Source organism: Methanolobus sp. (genome assembly GCF_030682845.1).
GTDB lineage: Archaea > Halobacteriota > Methanosarcinia > Methanosarcinales > Methanosarcinaceae > Methanolobus.
In genome coordinates this window covers 64,356-82,569 of sequence record NZ_JAUXNK010000072.1, presented here as the reverse complement: position 1 = coordinate 82,569, position 18,214 = coordinate 64,356, and the positions used below count along the sequence as shown (strand labels likewise).

At 39.5% G+C, this 18,214-nt stretch carries 17 protein-coding genes; all 17 read left to right on the top strand.

From position 1 onward, the window contains the following. Positions 1-880: polysaccharide biosynthesis C-terminal domain-containing protein (locus Q8J68_RS09300; protein WP_305311243.1), on the top strand; the 880-nt coding region annotated here is incomplete at its 5' end. Between the two features lie 192 nt (positions 881-1,072). Beyond that, a complete protein-coding gene (locus tag Q8J68_RS09295) occupies positions 1,073-1,777 on the top strand; it encodes a methyltransferase domain-containing protein (RefSeq protein WP_305311242.1) in 705 nt (234 codons plus the stop codon). Beyond that, on the top strand, positions 1,774-2,637 hold the full coding sequence (locus Q8J68_RS09290) for an exostosin family protein (RefSeq protein WP_305311241.1): 864 nt from the start codon (positions 1,774-1,776) through the stop codon (positions 2,635-2,637). Before Q8J68_RS09295 ends, Q8J68_RS09290 begins: the two co-directional genes overlap by 4 nt. Beyond that, positions 2,637-4,127, top strand: coding sequence for a glycosyltransferase (locus Q8J68_RS09285; RefSeq protein WP_305311240.1), 1,491 nt, complete (start codon positions 2,637-2,639; stop codon positions 4,125-4,127). Before Q8J68_RS09290 ends, Q8J68_RS09285 begins: the two co-directional genes overlap by 1 nt. Further along, positions 4,124-4,927, top strand: coding sequence for a DUF268 domain-containing protein (locus Q8J68_RS09280; RefSeq protein WP_305311239.1), 804 nt, complete (start codon positions 4,124-4,126; stop codon positions 4,925-4,927). The genes Q8J68_RS09285 and Q8J68_RS09280 overlap by 4 nt, the downstream gene beginning before the upstream one ends. Positions 4,928-4,933: 6 nt before the next feature. Continuing rightward, entirely contained in the window at positions 4,934-5,965 is a 1,032-nt protein-coding gene (locus tag Q8J68_RS09275; RefSeq protein WP_305311238.1) for a hypothetical protein, read from the top strand. A 5-nt stretch (positions 5,966-5,970) separates the two neighbouring features. Next, a complete protein-coding gene (locus Q8J68_RS09270) occupies positions 5,971-6,984 on the top strand; it encodes a glycosyltransferase family 2 protein (RefSeq protein ID WP_305311237.1) in 1,014 nt (337 codons plus the stop codon). 1 nt (position 6,985) lies between these two features. After that, the gene (locus tag Q8J68_RS09265) at positions 6,986-8,128 is read left to right on the top strand and encodes a glycosyltransferase family 4 protein (RefSeq protein WP_305311236.1); all 1,143 of its coding nucleotides are present in this window, start codon (positions 6,986-6,988) and stop codon (positions 8,126-8,128) included. Positions 8,129-8,136: 8 nt separating this feature from the next. Further along, positions 8,137-9,069, top strand: coding sequence for a hypothetical protein (locus Q8J68_RS09260; RefSeq protein ID WP_305311235.1), 933 nt, complete (start codon positions 8,137-8,139; stop codon positions 9,067-9,069). 52 nt (positions 9,070-9,121) lie between these two features. Next, positions 9,122-10,237, top strand: a complete 1,116-nt coding sequence (locus Q8J68_RS09255; RefSeq protein WP_305311234.1) for a glycosyltransferase family 1 protein — start codon at positions 9,122-9,124, stop codon at positions 10,235-10,237. A 14-nt stretch (positions 10,238-10,251) separates the two neighbouring features. Continuing rightward, positions 10,252-11,202: a GDP-mannose 4,6-dehydratase gene (locus Q8J68_RS09250; protein WP_305311233.1), complete on the top strand. Its 951-nt coding sequence runs from the start codon at positions 10,252-10,254 to the stop codon at positions 11,200-11,202. 18 nt (positions 11,203-11,220) lie between these two features. Beyond that, positions 11,221-12,156 carry a GDP-L-fucose synthase gene (locus tag Q8J68_RS09245; RefSeq protein ID WP_305311232.1) on the top strand — a complete coding sequence of 312 codons (936 nt, stop codon included), beginning with the start codon at positions 11,221-11,223 and terminating at the stop codon, positions 12,154-12,156. Between the two features lie 58 nt (positions 12,157-12,214). After that, complete coding sequence (locus Q8J68_RS09240) at positions 12,215-13,084, top strand: glycosyltransferase family 2 protein (RefSeq protein ID WP_305311231.1); 870 nt, start codon at positions 12,215-12,217, stop codon at positions 13,082-13,084. Positions 13,085-13,163: 79 nt separating this feature from the next. After that, positions 13,164-15,671 (top strand): oligosaccharyl transferase, archaeosortase A system-associated, encoded by a 2,508-nt coding sequence (locus Q8J68_RS09235; RefSeq protein WP_305311230.1) that lies wholly within the window; start codon positions 13,164-13,166, stop codon positions 15,669-15,671. A gap of 120 nt (positions 15,672-15,791) precedes the next feature. After that, positions 15,792-16,277 (top strand): 3-isopropylmalate dehydratase, encoded by a 486-nt coding sequence (locus Q8J68_RS09230; protein WP_370867626.1) that lies wholly within the window; start codon positions 15,792-15,794, stop codon positions 16,275-16,277. 34 nt (positions 16,278-16,311) lie between these two features. Next, on the top strand, positions 16,312-17,202 hold the full coding sequence (locus Q8J68_RS09225) for a hypothetical protein (protein WP_305311245.1): 891 nt from the start codon (positions 16,312-16,314) through the stop codon (positions 17,200-17,202). Next, positions 17,199-18,200 carry an isocitrate/isopropylmalate dehydrogenase family protein gene (locus Q8J68_RS09220; RefSeq protein ID WP_305311229.1) on the top strand — a complete coding sequence of 334 codons (1,002 nt, stop codon included), beginning with the start codon at positions 17,199-17,201 and terminating at the stop codon, positions 18,198-18,200. Before Q8J68_RS09225 ends, Q8J68_RS09220 begins: the two co-directional genes overlap by 4 nt. Positions 18,201-18,214 lie beyond the last annotated feature (14 nt).

Here is an 18,214-nt window from a genome sequence, read left to right as displayed (position 1 = left end):
AGTACAACTGCGTTTTTTTAATCTGCATTTTATGCGTTTTGGCTGGAGACACCTGAAAAGCTTGTCTTCATTTTCATTCGGGACGTTTTTGATCTCAGGTGGGAGCTTGGTGTTCATGAATTCCGATTCAGTGATGATTGGTTACTTCCTGAACAATGCTGATGTGGGTATATATCAGGTAATATTTCAATTCACAGCGTTTGCATCATTTACGACAACTGCACTTAGTTCTTCATTATTTCCAAGGGTTAGTAGGTGGGATAAGATTGGTGAAACGGGACTTATAGAAGAGTCACTCTCTCGCGCATTTACCTATTCAATTATATTAGCACTACCATTGTTTGTAGGTGGGGCTTTGTTGGGGGATAGATTGCTTTATTTTTTCTATGGTGCAGATTTTGTGAGTTATACAACACTTATGATATTGTTTAGTGTACAAATCATAAATATTTTCCAAAATTTTTTCACCACATATATAACTGCAATGAATCAATTACGGGAATTGTTTAAGGTCACGGTTGTGGCTGTCGTGGCTAATGTTGTACTGAATATAGTGCTAATCCCCGTGATGGGTATTTCAGGTGCGGCGGTTGCAACCCTTGTGACAATGGGTCTGAATGCAATTCTTGCAAGACGTGTTCTGGCAGATATGATCACACTTCGAGTAGAATATAGCAGTTTGCTGAATATTTTGAAAGCTTCTATTGGGATGGGAGTGTTTGTTGGATTCTATCGGTTAGTTGTGCCATTGTCCAATGTTTGGTTAACATTGGTTCCTGTTGTGCTTGGGGGGGTGATTTATGGGGTGCTAATATTGAAATTAGATAATAAGATTTATGAGGAATTGAAAGAAATTATGGTGCAAATGAATGTGGTGTGACTGGAATGGATATCAAAGCTAAATTAATTTGTGTCCATAGAGGATAAATACATAAGTGAAATCTCTAATTTATAATTGGAAGAGAGTTTTTTGCATACCCAATGTATTATATGTATCAACTTATTATTTAGATTTAAATTATATAGTTAGGTAATTGAGTATACAACACGAATAAAAGGAAGTTATGAATTGATGAAAAATTCAATCGATAGAGAATATCTCTCCAATTTATTTAATCGAATTTATAAAATTACTCGTAGTTCTACTACTAACCAAAAAGGTGGAGCATATAATGAATTGGCAGGCTTTTCTAAAAATAATGCTTTAAAGCTGCATATTGGATGTGGTCCAAGAATTCTCAAAGGATGGGTAAATATTGATCTGAAATATGAACCATATCATAATTACATGAAATATTATACTGACAAATATTATCCGAAAGAAATAAGAGGAGACAAATCTGATTTTTTTGCTATCGATGTTACTAAATTTGGAATCCCTCTTCCCGATAATTCTGTTGATGTAATTTTCCACGAAGATTTCATAGAACATTTGAATCAGAGAGACCAAATTACTTTTTTGGCAGAAACTCTTCGTGTTTTGAAAAAAGACTGTGTGCATCGAGTGAATACACCGGATCTTCTATGGTCTATGCATAATCATTCTGATTTCTCCAAAGGTTTCAATGGAGTTTACACCGACGAATGGAATAAACATAATCATTTTAATGTTTTAACCCCTTCTATTTTGCAGGAATTATCTCTTTTAGTTGGGTACAAAGAAGTAATTTTTAATGGTAGGAATCAAAGTAAATCAAAACGAATTCCTTTAGAGTATAGGCCCGACCCTAACAATAGACCAAATGTTGGAAATATATTCGCGGATTTGATAAAATGAAAATATATATCTTACCCATTCATCCCAACTTACAACCTAAATCTCAATCATTTAATTATCCAAAACACAATAAAGATTTTGGGACTGAGCAGGATTTCTACGAATACATAACTAAGCAGAAAGATATAATCGTTAAGATGCCCGATGAAGCAGATTGGCATTATTTGCCTGTATTTTGGACGAGATGGCACCTAAATCATGATTACGGTAAATGGGGTTTAATTGAACTTCAGAATGAAATCGATAAAACAATTATTGATGACAGAAGAACATTCACAATTTGTCAATACGATGATGGTCCTGTTGTAGATGTTGGCAAGACCGTTCAATTTTTGGGATCAAGAAAGACTGAATCTTATAGGGATAGTCCATTACTTTCATCTCCTCACAAAAAGCCTTTTTTGAAACCATCAAAAAAATATTTAGCCTCATTTACTGGCCGATTATCCACTCACCCAATAAGACAAGAAATTTCAGAACAACTAAAAAATCGAGATGACATTTATATAAATGATGGTGATAAAGGTAGTAAGTTCTTTGTGAAAAAAATGCTTCAATCCCACATTGCTTTATGCCCAAGGGGATATGGGGGTAGTTCTTTTCGTTTCTTTGAAGCTATGCAATTAGGGATGGTGCCATTTTTAATTGGAGATATTGATACGCGCCCCTTCAAAGAATTCATAAATTGGGATGAGGTTAGTTTTTTTTCAAACAATGCATCACATCTTGCAGAAATATTAAGTTCACTAGATAAATCCGAATTGCTTTTAATGGGTGAAAAAGCTGAAATGATTTGGAAAGAAAAATTGACATATCAAAAGTGGTGCCATTACGTAATTAAAGAATTGGAAGGGTTTTAATGACAATTATTTCTAACAAAATGAAAAAACATAGCCATGAATCAAATGCTGGATTGGGAGTTGATGATGGTGTTTTTAGCAAGGTCATTGAAAGCAAAAATTTAAAAAATGGCGTGGTGGTTGGAGGCACCTTTAGAGGACATGCAGAATCAATCTTAAAAAAATCTACTATTGATAGATTGTACGGTGTTGACCCTCATATATATGTAGAGGGATATGGAAATCCAATCAATCTTCCTCAAGAAGAATTTGATCAAATCCATAGTCTTGCCATTGAGAGATTGGACAGATATAATGATAAATACTTGCATATTAACAAAATCTCTCAAGATGCAGTAAACGATGTACCAGAAGTCGATTTCGCATTTATTGATGCAGGTTCCTCTTATGGGAGTATTTGGGAAAATCTTTGCATATGGTATTCAAAAATTCGAGTTGGTGGCATCATTGGTGGGTGTGGTTATAATCATCCCAATTCCTCTAGTGTTAAGCAGGCAATTGGTGAATTTTTTAGACGATTTGATTGGGAAATACATGTTGGAGGTAATGGGCTGTGGTGGGTTGAGAAACAATCACTGAATATTAGCTTCATTATGCCAGCTTACAATTGTGAAAAAACGGTTCAGGAGTCGGTTGAATCCATTATGGTGGACAATTTTATAGATGGGGATGAATTGGTTATTGTTAATGATTGTTCAACTGATAATACTGAAAATGTATTGAACAATTTGAAAACAAAATACTCTCTAATCAAAATATTTAAACATACCCAAAATAAAGGTGGGGCAGCAGCAAGAAATACTGCAGTTGAAAATGCTCAGAATCAATTAATATTTTGTTTAGATTCGGATAATGTTTTGGCATCTGGAAGTATTCAAGAACTAAAATTATTTCTGGAAAAATCAGGCGGTGATGTTGCATCGTTTCAAGAGCTTCGTTATTTTATAGATACTAAAGAAAACATTACACACAAATGGATTTTCAATCCAGGGGTCACAACACTAGCAGATTATTTGTCTGGGTCAGTGGTACCGGGAGCCAGTGGAAACTATATGTTTACAAGAGATAGTTGGGTTAGAGCTGGTGGATACCCTGAATTTTCAAGAGCTTTAGATGCTTGGGGATTTGGACTTAGGCAAGTTGCAACAAATTCAAAAATGATGGTTTTACCGAACTCATTTTATTATCATCGTTATGGACATGAGTCATACTGGATACGAGAATCAAAAAAGGGACAAGTTTCATTCATTGCAACTCAAATACTTATCCCATTTAAAGATATTATAGCTGATGAAGATCTCAAATATATGAACCATAACAAAAAGTGGTTTTTTGATTTAGAAAAGCGACCAATTCATCTAAAATCCGGACAAAAGGGTTTTGCAGGAAAGGTCTCAAGTAAAACAACAGGAATTACAAATTGGAAAATGCTACATTCTTTATCCCACGCTTTTCGGAATATGGTTAAGTATTTTGGGGGAGAAAAATGAATCTTTATGGCGGCATATATGATAGATGTATACTGAAAAAGAGAATTAGCCAAATATATCCTATTGTTTTAATGTACAACTGCTTAAAACAAATGATATTGACAAAGAAGTTCAAAAGAGAGTTTAGTATATTTAAACATATGTCATCTCATAATTCTCGTTTTTCAATTGAATGGAATGATCGTTATCCCTGCCTAAATGATGCTACAACAAACACTGGTTTCGACAGACATTATATATTTCATACAGCTTGGGCTGCAAGAATACTGGCACAAACAAAACCGTTTGAACATATAGATATTTCTTCGAGTCTGTATTTTGTGTCTCTAGTCTCAGCATTCATAAAAATAAAATTTTATGACTATAGACCAGCCAATTTAAACTTAACTAACCTAGAATCAGAACATGCAGATTTGACTTCATTACCTTTTAGAGATGCGAGCGTATCATCATTATCTTGTATGCACGTTGTGGAACATATTGGACTTGGAAGGTATGGGGATCCAATGGACCCTGACGGGGACATCAAAGCAATTAGAGAAATAAAAAGAGTTTTATCGCATGAAGCAGATTTGCTTTTTGTAGTGCCAATTGGCAGGCCAAGAATTCAGTTTAATGCTCATCGAATATACGCTTATAAACAGATAGTGGACTTTTTTAGAGACTTCGAACTAAAGCATTTTGCTTTAATTCCTGATAATCCAGAAGATGGTGGCTTAATATTAAATGCTACAGAACAAATGGCTGATGAGCAAAGTTATGGATGTGGCTGTTTTTGGTTTGAGAAAGTAGCAAAATGAGGAGCTATGGACATATTGCAAACTATCGTATCAAATGGATTGTACATGTATTTAAAATGTAGTGTTGTACTAGTAGAGACGATTAATGTGATGTTGATGCCCTTTAACTTAATACTTGTCAAAAAAGAGAGTAATCTCCCTAGAGAATTACTTACTGCCTACACAACTCCACATAAAAGAATTAGTGAACACGCTGCAGAGTGCATAATCTTCTCAATGGATAGGGGCCTTCAACTACATTCACTCCTATCCTCTTATTTTGAAAAGGTTAAGAACCCAGTCCCGGTGCATGTTTTATACCGTACATCATCAACTTCCCACCAAAAAGCATACTATTCCCTGTTCTCTCTTTTTAGTGAACACCCCGTTACTGCAGTTCATCAGAAAGACAGGGACTCATTTAAAAAGCAGCTTATTACAATCCTTGAATCAATTAAAGCAGAAAATGTCTTTTTCTTGGTAGACGACATTGTGTTTACAGAAGACACAGACATGTTTGATTTTACAAAGTTTGATACTCGAACTGCAATTGTATCTCTTCGCTTGGGAGCAAACCTAAAGAGAGCGTATACTACACAGAAAGATCAAAAACTACCCCCTTTCATTCCAGACGCAATCCAAGACTCTGACAAACTTTGCTGGACATGGGAAAGTGGAGAGCTTGATTGGGCATATCCATTGTCCGTAGATGGGAACCTGTTTTTAACGCAGGAGATGATTGTTCTTGCAAAGAACACAGATTTCAATTCTCCAAATACATTCGAAGGCAACCTTCAGAGATATGTACACTATTTCAAACATCGTTATGGTGTATGCTACAAAAAATCTAAGATTATTAACATACCTATAAATAAAGTCCAAGACGATTACAAAAATATACATGGAGCAATTCATCAGGACTACTTACTAGACCAATGGAATCGAGGCATGCAGATTGATTATCGTGCGCTATATGGTTTTGTAAATGAGAGCGCACATCAGGAAATAGAGATTTCAGTTGTAAAGCGCTCGGATAAAATGTACGCTGATGGAACGTGATATAATTGAAAACTCCTAAAGTATCAGTGATTATGCCAGTTTACAATGCAGAGAACTATGTGAAAGATGCTATTGAAAGCATTTTAAACCAGACATTTACGGACTTTGAACTCTTGATCATAAACGACGGTTCAACTGATAACAGTAAAACCATTATTGAATCATTCAGTGATTCACGCATTCGATTGCTGAATAATGAAGAGAACACTGGTTTGGCGAAAGTGAGAAATCGTGGGATCGATGAAGCAAAAGGTGAGTATGTTGCCTGGTTGGATGCTGATGATATAAGCCATCCACTCCGATTGAAAAAACAAGTCCGGTTCTTGGATGAACACCCCGAAATAGGATTTTGTGGCACTTGGGTAAAAACTTTAGGTCCAAAAATAAGTCATAAATGGCGTTATCCTACAAACCCAGATTTTATTCGTTGTAGAATGCTTTTTGACAATCCATTAGCAACCTCATCGATTATGATTAGGAGAAAGCTGCTAGTTGGTGATACTCAGCATTTCGATTTAAATTATCCTCCTGCAGAAGATTATGATTTGTGGGAGCGACTCTCTTACTTATGCAGAGTCACTAATATTCCTAAATTTTTGACAAAATATAGGCTTCATGAGAACCAAACGTCTGCAAAGAATGCACTGAAACAGATGGAATCGGTCTGGAATATACATAAAAGACAACTCGAGCAAATGAATGTCATTTACGGAGACGAAGAAAAACAGATTCATGAAAAAATAGGAGCTTGGAAGTTCGATGCATCAACAGATTTTGTAGTGCTTGCTAATTCGTGGTTATTAAAACTGAAAAACGTAAATGATCAAACATACTTCTATCCAGAGCCCCAATTTACCCGTGTTCTTGCCGAAAGATGGTTTTTTGTATGCAGGGCAGCTTCAGTATTGGGGCTTACTACCTGGTCCATTTACTGGGAATCACCATTAAGAAAACATAACGAATATTACAAGCATCTATATATATTTGCTAAATGCTTGATACGATTACCAGGTCTATAAAATGCCTAATCGAAACAAAATATTATTAGTTCCAGAATTCAGCTCCTTCGGAGGCACCCGCAGTTATTTCAAAGCATTACTCAAACTTTATTCCTCACAAAATTATGAAGTTGTGATTGCCCTGTGCAAGTATCAATTGGACGATGATATCAAGTCTCTTTTAAAACAATACAAGTATAAAGTATATTTAATTCCTTCAAGAGAAGAAGGTATTAAAAAATACTTACGCTATTTCCCCATAAATCTCTTTTTCGATATAATTTATATTTTCCCTATATATAGAAAAGAAAAACCATCCTTGATTGTTATATCTAACGGTACACCCGGTATGTTCATAGGACTTATTCTGTTTCCTGTCAATTTCATTTATACATTTCATACATACCCACTGAAAGGCAAATTTATTTTTTTGGCTACATTGCAGAAGTTATTTTTATCACTATGCTTAAACCGAGGGAAAATAATTATAACTGTATCAGAGTATTCAAAAGAACAGATAGTAAATTTTTGGGTCCCTAGAGTAAAAAGCAATCATATCGGAGTAATCTACAATTCTGTGAAAGAAGAATTATTCATTGATGACCTCAGTCAAAAAAAACACGTGGATGTTCACCGCATTTTAACATTAGGACATGTTACGTGGTACAAAAACCCTAAATTATGGATTGAAGTTGCACAAGAAGTAATCAGACAAAGACCAAATATCCCTCTTGAATTCATATGGGCAGGTGAGGGAAATCTTCTGGATGAATGTAAAGAAATGGTAAAGCAAATAGAGTTTATAAAATTTATTGGATATCAAAGTAAAGTGGATTCTCTCTATAATGAAAGCACAATATACTTTCAGCCAAGCTTACTTGAAAATCATAGTATTTCCGTTGTGGAAGCCATGGCACATGGATTGCCCTGTGTGACTTCAGATAGTGGAGGCCTGCCCGAATCTGTCGTAAACGGAGAAACTGGATTTACATGTTCAGCGGACAATGTTAACTGTTTTGTTTCATGTATAGTACGATTACTCGATGACAATGAACTCAGAACCAGAATGGGTCACTCTGGAAGATTACGTGCAGAAACACTTTTTTCCGAAGAAGTGCAACATCAGAAAATGATTAACTTATACACATCACTATTGCATCAGTAGGTTTACAAATGTCCGATTACCAACTAAAAACACCTGTTGCCTTCATAATATTCAACCGTCCTGAAACCACCGAGAGAATATTCGCAGAAATAGCAAAAGCTAAACCCAAAAAACTTATGGTGATCGCTGACGGTCCACGTGCTAATCGTCCTGAAGAGGCGGAGAAATGTAGAGCTGCCCGTGCCATCATTAATAAAGTTGATTGGAATTGTGAAGTACTGACCAATTACTCAGAGGTTAACCTAGGCTGCAAACGCCGGATATCAAGCGGTTTGGACTGGGTATTCGACACTGTTGAGGAAGCCATCATTCTTGAAGATGACTGCTTGCCAGACCCTACTTTTTTCCGGTTTTGCGAGGAGTTACTAGAGAAATACAGAGATGATGAACGAATTGCCATGATCAGTGGAGATAACTTCCAGTTTGGAAGGAAAAGAACAGAATACAGTTATTACTTCTCTCGCTATCCGCACATATGGGGGTGGGCATCCTGGAGGCGTGCATGGAAGAATTATGATGTTGAGATGAAGCTGTGGCCTGAGATTCAGGATGGCAGATGGCTGAAGGACTTGCTTGGAGATACAAAAAGCGTATGGTATTGGCAATACACATTTGATAAAGCATACACCGGTGAAATAGATACATGGGATTACCAATGGGTTTTTGCCTGCTGGATTCAAAGTGCATTGACTGTTATACCTAATGTAAACTTAATATCAAATATTGGTTTTTGTTCAGGAGCTGTCCATACAAAAGTAAAAGACAAGTATAGTGAGATTAAAACTCATCCCCTCAATTTCCCTCTGTCGCACCCTCTCTACATTTTACGCGATTCTATGGCAGATTCAATCAATGAAAAAGAAGAATACTCTGGCCAAGTGTTATCGCTGAAAAGAATAAAAAAAGTACTATTCGAATTGAAAGATTATTTAATTAAATAAAATATGAAAATTTCTGCTAAATAAAAGGTATATAATATTCCAGGAGGACTTCATGAAAATACTCTACGACCATACAGTATTTGAGTTCCAGCGATATGGAGGTATCTCTCGATATTTTTATGAGCTTATAACAAAGCTCTCCACAAAAGAAGATGTGGATGTAAGCTTATTTCAGGGTTTCAATATAAATGAATATGCATTCTCTAAAAATAAGCAAAATTACGGGTCTTACTGGAGCTGCAAATTAAAATCTAAACAAACTATTTTAAAATATATTATATATATCCTATTTTCAATACCCAATAAAATACTGTTTGAGATTTATATGCGCTCATCAAATTTCGACTTATATCATCCAACCTATTATATGAAAGGATTAAGGCGAGTCATGAAAATGCCGATTGTGATTACAGTATATGACATGATTCATGAACTATATCCTGATCAATTTATAGACAGTAGACTTGTTATCAAAGCAAAAAAAAGAGCAATCGAAAGAGCAGACATTATAATAGCGATTTCAGAAAACACAAAAAATGATCTGATCAAAATCTATGGGGTACCCGACTGCAAAATAAAAGTTGTGTATTTAGCTAGTTCTTTAAGTTCATCAAATACTATAGAGTTTGATGAGTTAAAAATGTCATATAGAATAACACGCCCATATATTTTGTATGTTGGGGATAGACGTACATATAAGAACTTCAAAATATTGATAGATTCCTATAGAAATCACTTTTCAGACTACTTTGATTTAGTTTGTTTTGGTGGAGGGAATTTCAAACCTAATGAATTGAAAAGCAGTGACAATAATATAATCCAGCTACATGGCTCGGATGATTTACTTGCTTCATTGTACAGACATGCTTTTTGTTTTGTATATCCATCTCTTTATGAAGGATTTGGTATACCACCACTTGAAGCAATGTCGATGGGTTGTCCTGTCATTGCAAGCAATACAAGCTCTATTCCAGAAGTAGTGGGTGATGCAGCTATACTATTTGATCCTCATTCTGAAAAGGAACTTGTTCAGTCCATGCAATCCCTATACAATGAATCTACAAGAAATGATGTAATAAAACGTGGATATGAACAAGAAAAAAAATTCAGCTGGGAAAAAATGGCAAATGAAACTTTGAGCATATATAAAAGCATTATTTCATTATGAATAAGGTGATCCTAATGGTCAGATATCTTATAACAGGTGCTAACGGATTCTGTGGTAGACATCTCGCAGAGTTACTAAGTAATGGAGATGATGAGGTATATGGCATTTCACGTTCCATTCCTGATGACCTCACCATATCTCATCCAAATGTGATATATGAGCAGTGCAACCTCATCGACCATACTTCTGTGTTCAACATATTGAAAAAGATTAAGCCGGAATGCATATTTCATTTAGCAGCTGAAAGCTCTGTTGCATCGAGCTGGAAAAGTCCAATAAACATTATGAATAATAATGTAATATCTCAAATTAATATCTTTGAAGCTTTGCGTGAACTTGAACAGCCCACAAGAATTGTCATTGCAGGTTCTTCCGAAGAGTATGGATTAATTAATGAATCTGATCTTCCAGTGAATGAAAAATGCTGCTTTAATCCACTTAGCACATATGCCGTAAGTAAAGTATCGCAAGATATGTTAGCATATCAATATTATAAAAGTTATAACATGGACATTGTAAGAGTACGTTCCTTTAATTTAACAGGGCCCGGCCGTCCTCCTACTTATGCACTAAGTTCTTTTGCTCACCAAATTGCGCAAATCGAAAAGAATAAGTCGAAAAATGTAATCTTAGTTGGAAACCTTGATGTCAAGAGAGACTATACTGACGTTAGAGATGCTGTGAAAGGATACTATAAAGTAGCATTAAATGCAAAACCAGGTACATTATATAATCTGTGCTCAGGAAAAGCATATAGTCTCAGAGACTTACTTAACATATTAATTTCGCTGTCGACTGCAGAACTTAATATAGAAATAGATTACTCAAAGCACAGGCCATCTGACTTACCGGTAATGCAAGGAGACAACACCAAAATTAAATCGGAAATAGGATGGATGCCAGAAATAGAAATTCATAAGACGTTAAGTGATTTGCTTAATTATTGGAGAAATTATTTAGCTTAAGTTGTTAAAGGTGATTATTTGGATTATAATTCAAAAATATACATTTCCGGTCACCGTGGCTTGGTAGGCTCAGCCATTGACCGTAACCTCCAATCTAAAGGTTATCATAACATCCTTACCCGTACACATCAAGAACTTGACCTTACCAACCAGCAGGAAGTAAACAAATTCTTTGAAGAGCATAAACCAGAATACGTATTCCTTGCTGCAGCAAAAGTAGGCGGAATCCTTGCAAACAGCACATATTCGGCTGAGTTCATTTACCAGAACCTTATGATAGAAGCGAACGTGATTCATGCTGCATACAAAAATGGAGTTAAAAAACTTCTCTTCCTCGGATCATCTTGCATATATCCTAAATTTGCACCACAGCCACTCAGGGAAGAATACCTTTTGACAGGGGAACTCGAAGAAACAAATGAAGCCTATGCAATAGCAAAAATTGCCGGAATCCGGCTCTGCAAACATTATAATCAGCAGTATGGAACAAATTTCATCTCTGTAATGCCGACAAACCTATACGGTCCAAACGATAATTTTGACTTGCAGACCTCTCATGTTATGCCTGCGTTAATACGCAAGTTCCACGAGGCAAAAATAACCAACGAACATCAGGTTGTTGTTTGGGGCACCGGGAAACCAAGACGGGAGTTCATGCATGTGGATGATATGGCGGATGCATGCGTATATCTGATGGAGAACTGCACTGCTGATGATATAGGAGAGTTTGTAAACATAGGTGTTGGAAAGGACTTAAGCATTTATGAGCTAGCTCAATTAATAAAAGATATCATTGGATATGAAGGAGAAATTGTGTATGACAGCACAAAACCTGATGGAACGCCACAAAAGTTATTGGACGTGAGCAAACTGCATAAGTTGGGGTGGAGTGCCAGGCTTTCTTTAAGTGAGGGAATACAACAATCGTATGAATGGTATCTGAAAAGCAGATGAAACATATAGAGAGACACAAGAGTGGAAGATGACTAAGTACTGGCAAGAACGATTATAAATGAGTTCAGCACCCCTTATCTCCGTTGTTATAGCTGTATATAATGGCTCCAAAACCCTGCAGCGCTGTATCGATAGTGTATCTGCTCAGACATATCTGAACAAGGAACTGGTAATTGTAGATGGAGGCTCCACAGATAGCACCATAGACATATTATTGTCCAACAATGATAAGATCGCCTACTGGAAATCTGAGCCGGATAAGGGCATATACAATGCATGGAACAAAGCACTGGACCATATTACCGGGGACTGGATATATTTTCTGGGATGTGATGACTATCTTTGGAAGGATAATGTATTTGAAGAACTGGCTCCCCACCTGGTCAGAGCAGACTCTGAGAACATAAAACTGGTTTACGGACAGGTTGCAAGAGTTACAGAAAACAAGGAAGTATGCTGTATTGATGGCTGCTCTTGGGATCACACATGGAGAGGCATAATTGTAGATGGGATTTGCGCTTTCACACACCAGGGTATGTTCCAGCATCACAGCCTTTTCGATGTCTATGGAAAGTTTGATGAATCATTTAAGATTGCTGGTGATTATGAGCTCCTTGTCAGAGCTTTTAAAGAAGGTGGGGATGCTTATTTTATAGAAGGGTTGGTTATAGCTGGAATGCAAACCGGCGGGATCACTAAGAACTGCACCAAGTTAGTTAAGGAAACTGCCGCAGCACGGCGAAATAACCAGTTGAAGGTAGTTACGGTCCCTTGGCTTATATCCTACAGTTGGGCTATATCCTATCCATTGTTGTATAAAATATTTGGAGATAAAAATACCAGATCTCTTCTGAATTTCGGAAAGGATCTTGTCACAGGTATCTCTCATAAGAAGAGTATCATCCTGAGAGAGCACAAAGGCCAATAATTGCTTCGCAATCATTAGTACGTATTGTATAGAAATCTTATGTGATAAAATATATATTCTTATGAGGGAATAGGGATGCATGAACAACGCGAGATTGCCGCTTGCCAGAGTAAAAGATGATTTAACTTCCCTATTTATAGTTTCAATATCTTTTATTATTGCATTGTGGATCAGAATACGTCCTGCTGAAAGTGTGTTCTTACCGAATGGTTTTGTCAGGTTCAGCAACGATGCCCTTGCTCACATGCGTATGGTTGAAGTGCTCTTGCATAATTATCCACATGGAATGTTCTACAATCCATTGACAGTTTACCCTTACGGATCTCATATTCACTTTGGCCCACTTTTCGACCACATGATCGCGCTGACTGCATTAGCGATTGGGCTGGGAAACCCGAGTACTGAACTTGTTAATGTCATTGGGGCTTATTTCCCGGCAGTAATGGGTGCACTGATAGTATTCCCGGTCTATTTCCTCGGCAAACATCTGAAGGACAGAAAAACAGGGGTTATAGCTGCGTTTCTCATTGCTATTGGCTCCGGTCAGTTCCTGAACCGTTCTATGATCATATTTACGGACCATCATGTAGCAGAATCCCTTTTCAGCACACTTTTTATTCTATTCTTTATGCTATCTGTCATCGAGGCAAACAGAATAAAACTTAACATTAAAATGATCCAGCATAAAGAGAACCATGCTGTAAAACCAATATTATACGCTGCTTTGGCAGGGCTTATGTATGCGGCTTTTCAACTCTCCTGGCCAGGAGCACCTTTATTTGGAATGATCATAGTCATATTTGCTGTAATCCAATATTCAGTCGACCATTTAAATGGAAAATCCACTGACTATCTCGGAATAGTGGGCATAATAACTTTTCTGGTAGGCCTCATATTTGTTTCTCCATTCATTAGGTCAGAGATGGGGATATCCCCTTACTTTTACTCATGGTTCCATGTACTGACAGCTTTTGCAGCAGTGCTTGCTTTTGTTTATATGAGCATTGTTCATAAAGAGATGGATAAAAGGCATTTGAAGCCCATCTATTATCCTTTGGTACTTCTTGCAACAGCTGCAATAGCACTCATTCTTCTTAGAGTGGCTTCTCCATCTTCTTACTATACCATCACTTCAGTGCTTGTAGGCATCTTTCAGATCCACACAGGTGGTATGGCCACAGTAGGAGAGGCATCCTCCATCTTCTACCGCGGCGGCGCCTTCACCCTCAGCTCGGTCTGGTACAACTTCGCCATGGGCTTTTTCATTTCAATAATAGCGATGTTCATGCTGGCATTCAGCATTAAGAAAGACAAAAAGCCGGAAGAAACACTCGTTCTTGTCTGGACCTTCATACTGTTGCTTGCCATATACGGCCAGAACCGTTTCGCATATTACTACGCGATCAACGTTGCATTGCTTTCAGGGTATTTTGCGGCAAAGGTCCTGGACCTGGTCGGATGGAAGAAGCTTGAAGCTGCCTACCATGAAAAAGTCCACTCTGTCGGAGAACTGCCACACTTTTTAAGCAAGAACATCAAGGCGGGTCATGTGCTGACAATTTTCCTGCTTTTGCTGCTTGTAGCCTATCCCAGTTACAGCCTTGCCATGCAGCAGTCACAGTATGCCAGTGGCACAAATGGCTACTGGCTTGACTCGCTCTTCTGGATGGAAGCCAATACCCCAGACCCGGGCATAGATTTCCTTCAGATATACGATGCCCCTCCCAGAGGAGAATTGTTCGATTACCCTGACACGGCATATGGAGTGATGTCCTGGTGGGATTACGGTCATGAGATAGAGGCCATTGCACGGCGGCTGCCAAATGCCAATCCTTTCCAGGCAGGTATTGGAGGACGCTCCACAAGTATCGATGAAGAGAACAGGCCTGGCGCCGCACCGTTCTTCACAGCACCCTCTGAGGAGGAAGCAACGGCAGTCCTTAATGCCATCCATCCGGACCCGGACAAGGCTGCAGCACGCTACATCATCTCCGATGTGGAGATGGCAACAGGCAAATTCTATGCAATGACTGCCTGGACACTGGATACGGAGGGTTACTACGTGTCAGTGCAGACTGACAGCGGTTCCCAGTATGTGCCCGGACAGAGGTACTATAACTCAATGGAAGCAAGGTTGCACATCTTTGACGGCAATGGTCTGCAACAATATCGCCTTGTGCATGAGTCACCTGCAGCACCAGCAGGACACACCAGCGAGACGGGATACAAGAACGTGTATAACGTGCTCTTTGGAGGCAACCTGCCCCTGACTGATTCAGGTTATGTCAAGACATTCGAATATGTCGAAGGCGCGACCATAACAGGCACTGCACCAGCGGGAGAGACCGTGACCATCAGCAACACCATTCAAACAAACCAAGGCAGGTCATTCACCTACTCCCAGTCTGCAACATCCGACGGCACGTACTCCTTCACGGTGCCCTATTCAACAGAAGGACCAATCCCGGGAGAGACCCAATTCACCGTAAGGCCCACAGGTGCTTACACGATAAGTTACGGGGAAGTTACCCAGCAGGTCAGCGTTGGTGAGCGCGCAGTACTGGATGGAAATGTGATAGAGGTCTGATCTGTCACATGCCTTTTTTTTTACATCTTTCGCCTGGTTCCGTGATTTGCTTATCAAGCATTCACAGGAACACATTTTTACCAGAGGACAGAATTGTTAAACTAAATTCAAGGTGATATATTGGACAGCATAATCAAAGGAAGAGTATGGATCTTCGGGAACGATATCGATACTGATGTCATCATACCAGGGAAATACCTTCGTACAACGGACATGCAGGTGTTCGCTGACCATGCGATGGAAGGCATTGATCCTGAGTTCCCCCGCAAGGTCAGCAAAGGTGACATAATAGTCGCAGGAGATAACTTCGGCTGCGGTTCTTCCAGGGAGCAGGCGCCCCTTGCGCTTAAACATGCAGGCGTTTCCTGCGTTGTTGCCAGGTATTTTGCCAGGATCTTCTTCAGGAACGCTATAAATGTGGGCCTTCCTTTGATAGAGGTGGATGTTGAGTGCAATGAAGGGGACGAGATGGAGATAGACCTCCGTGAAGGCACTGTCAGGGTCAATGGAAAGGCTTATCAGGGAAACAAACTACCGGACTTCCTGCTGGAAATACTGACCGATGGCGGACTTGTGGCGCACAGGAAAGCTGCGGCAAAAGAATGAGATCTAAATTGATACGGATAGTTGCATTATGGCTATGATCTTTCCTCAAGAGTACAAGAATGTGGGAGTCACTCGCCCCATTCCCGACGACGCTGACAGACGCATCTATTTCCTCACTGAGTACATGATAGAAGAGAACTCTTGTTCCTGCGGTGATGAGAGTGGTACATACACCCTCTATAAGGTCAGCCAGACAGGTGATCAGCTCCTGAGGGATGTCAGTTCTCTTGAGAGAATAGCCGGCGGTGAGGAGGTCATAAAGTACGACAGACAACTCAACATCAAGGACCGTGCTCTTCTGATCGAAACTGCACATGAGCTCTGCAAGGGCAATGTCAACACGGTTATATTCACAGGTATCGATATGCATGTGACCTTTGTGCACAGGCCGGATCTCTCAGCGATACTCAACATTGAAATCGTGGATGTGGTGCCACCCGAGCCGTCCTGGCTTTCCAGTGTTATAAGGAGGCTTGAGGCAAGCGGGGTCTTCGGGGACCTGGCAGTGAAGTTCTCGGAGAACCTGACAGACCTGCGGCGATTTGAAGGAGAAGGGACGGTATTCCCGTGCTCTTCGTCGGGACTGGATGGTAAGTGCCTTGACTCCGATGTGATCACAGAGGATGGGTCGCTGCTTGTAGGGTGTGAAATATCGAGAAGCCTTTTCGAGTCAAGATTTCCGGGAATCGATTACTCTTTTGTGAATATCTGCCCTTTTAAGTCGGACATATTTAAGCCTTCAAGGCCTTTTATAACAAGATGCTGCCGTTCGGAAAAGTCCGGCATTGTAACAATAAATGGTATCAAGGGCGCTGTGGTACACTGGGGAGCATCCGAGTTCTTCGTGGCCAGTGCTGTGTGGGACCTGGTAAGGGAATTAAGGGGGCAAGAGAACTCCTTATCTAATGTTGAGGTGATGAATTGAAACTTGCTGTTATTGAGGGTGACGGGATTGGGAAGGAAGTGATCCCTGCGGCTGTAGAGGTGCTGGACGCGCTCGGACTGGATGTTGAAAAAGTGCCTGTGGAACTGGGATATGGCAAATGGGAGAAGACCGGCCAGGCTATTACCGATGATGACCTTGAGGTCCTGAAAGAATGTGACTGCATACTCTTTGGAGCTGTCACGACCCCGCCTGACCCAAACTATAAGAGTGTGCTCCTGACCATCCGCAAAGAACTTGACATGTATGCCAACATCCGCCCGATAAGGCCGCTGCCCACTGTGAGAGGTATCCTTGACAGAAGTAATTTCAATTTCGTGATCGTCCGGGAAAATACCGAAGGGCTCTATTCAGGAATAGAAGAAATTGGGCAGGATATCTCCTGGACAAAAAGAGTTATCACCCGCAAGGGCTCGGAGAGGATAGCCAGGTATGCATGTAAACTGGCAAAGGAAAGAAAGAACAGGATCGTTATTGTCCATAAATCCAATGTAATGAAATCCGACAAGCTCTTCCTGGATGTCTGTCGCGAGACAGCGGCTTTGCACGGTGTTGACTACAGTGACGAGCTAGTGGACACAATGGCCTATAAACTCATCAGGTCTCCTGAAAAGTACGATGTGATAGTCACAACCAACCTGTTTGGAGACATCCTGAGCGATATGTCTGCAGCACTCGTAGGCAGCCTCGGATTACTACCCAGCGCTAATATCGGCACCAACCACGCGTTCTTCGAACCCGTTCATGGAAGTGCCCCGGATATCGCAGGAAAAGGCATAGCAAACCCGATAGCTGCCATACTGAGCCTTAAGATGATGCTGGAATGGCATGGGAACATGTCGGAAGCTGCACTTGTTGAGGAAGCTGTGGATGCTGCTCTTACAGAGGGCATAATTACCCCCGACCTGGGCGGTGCCTATACGACTAAAGAGATGACCTGTGCAGTTGTCGATCACATTAAAAAAGAGATGAGGAAATAGACCGTTAAAGACAT

Bases quoted from the DNA above. Each gene is read 5' to 3' on its own strand.
- Q8J68_RS09280 (WP_305311239.1), top strand. From the start codon at position 4,124: ATGAATCTTTATGGCGGCATATATGATAGATGTATACTGAAAAAGAGA.
- Q8J68_RS09290 (WP_305311241.1), top strand. From the start codon at position 1,774: ATGAAAATATATATCTTACCCATTCATCCCAACTTACAACCTAAATCT.
- Q8J68_RS09260 (WP_305311235.1), top strand. From the start codon at position 8,137: ATGTCCGATTACCAACTAAAAACACCTGTTGCCTTCATAATATTCAAC.
- Q8J68_RS09285 (WP_305311240.1), top strand. From the start codon at position 2,637: ATGACAATTATTTCTAACAAAATGAAAAAACATAGCCATGAATCAAAT.
- Q8J68_RS09250 (WP_305311233.1), top strand. From the start codon at position 10,252: ATGGTCAGATATCTTATAACAGGTGCTAACGGATTCTGTGGTAGACAT.
- Q8J68_RS09225 (WP_305311245.1), top strand. From the start codon at position 16,312: ATGATCTTTCCTCAAGAGTACAAGAATGTGGGAGTCACTCGCCCCATT.
- Q8J68_RS09265 (WP_305311236.1), top strand. From the start codon at position 6,986: ATGCCTAATCGAAACAAAATATTATTAGTTCCAGAATTCAGCTCCTTC.
- Q8J68_RS09275 (WP_305311238.1), top strand. From the start codon at position 4,934: ATGGACATATTGCAAACTATCGTATCAAATGGATTGTACATGTATTTA.
- Q8J68_RS09295 (WP_305311242.1), top strand. From the start codon at position 1,073: ATGAAAAATTCAATCGATAGAGAATATCTCTCCAATTTATTTAATCGA.
- Q8J68_RS09235 (WP_305311230.1), top strand. From the start codon at position 13,164: ATGAACAACGCGAGATTGCCGCTTGCCAGAGTAAAAGATGATTTAACT.
- Q8J68_RS09255 (WP_305311234.1), top strand. From the start codon at position 9,122: ATGAAAATACTCTACGACCATACAGTATTTGAGTTCCAGCGATATGGA.
- Q8J68_RS09240 (WP_305311231.1), top strand. From the start codon at position 12,215: ATGAGTTCAGCACCCCTTATCTCCGTTGTTATAGCTGTATATAATGGC.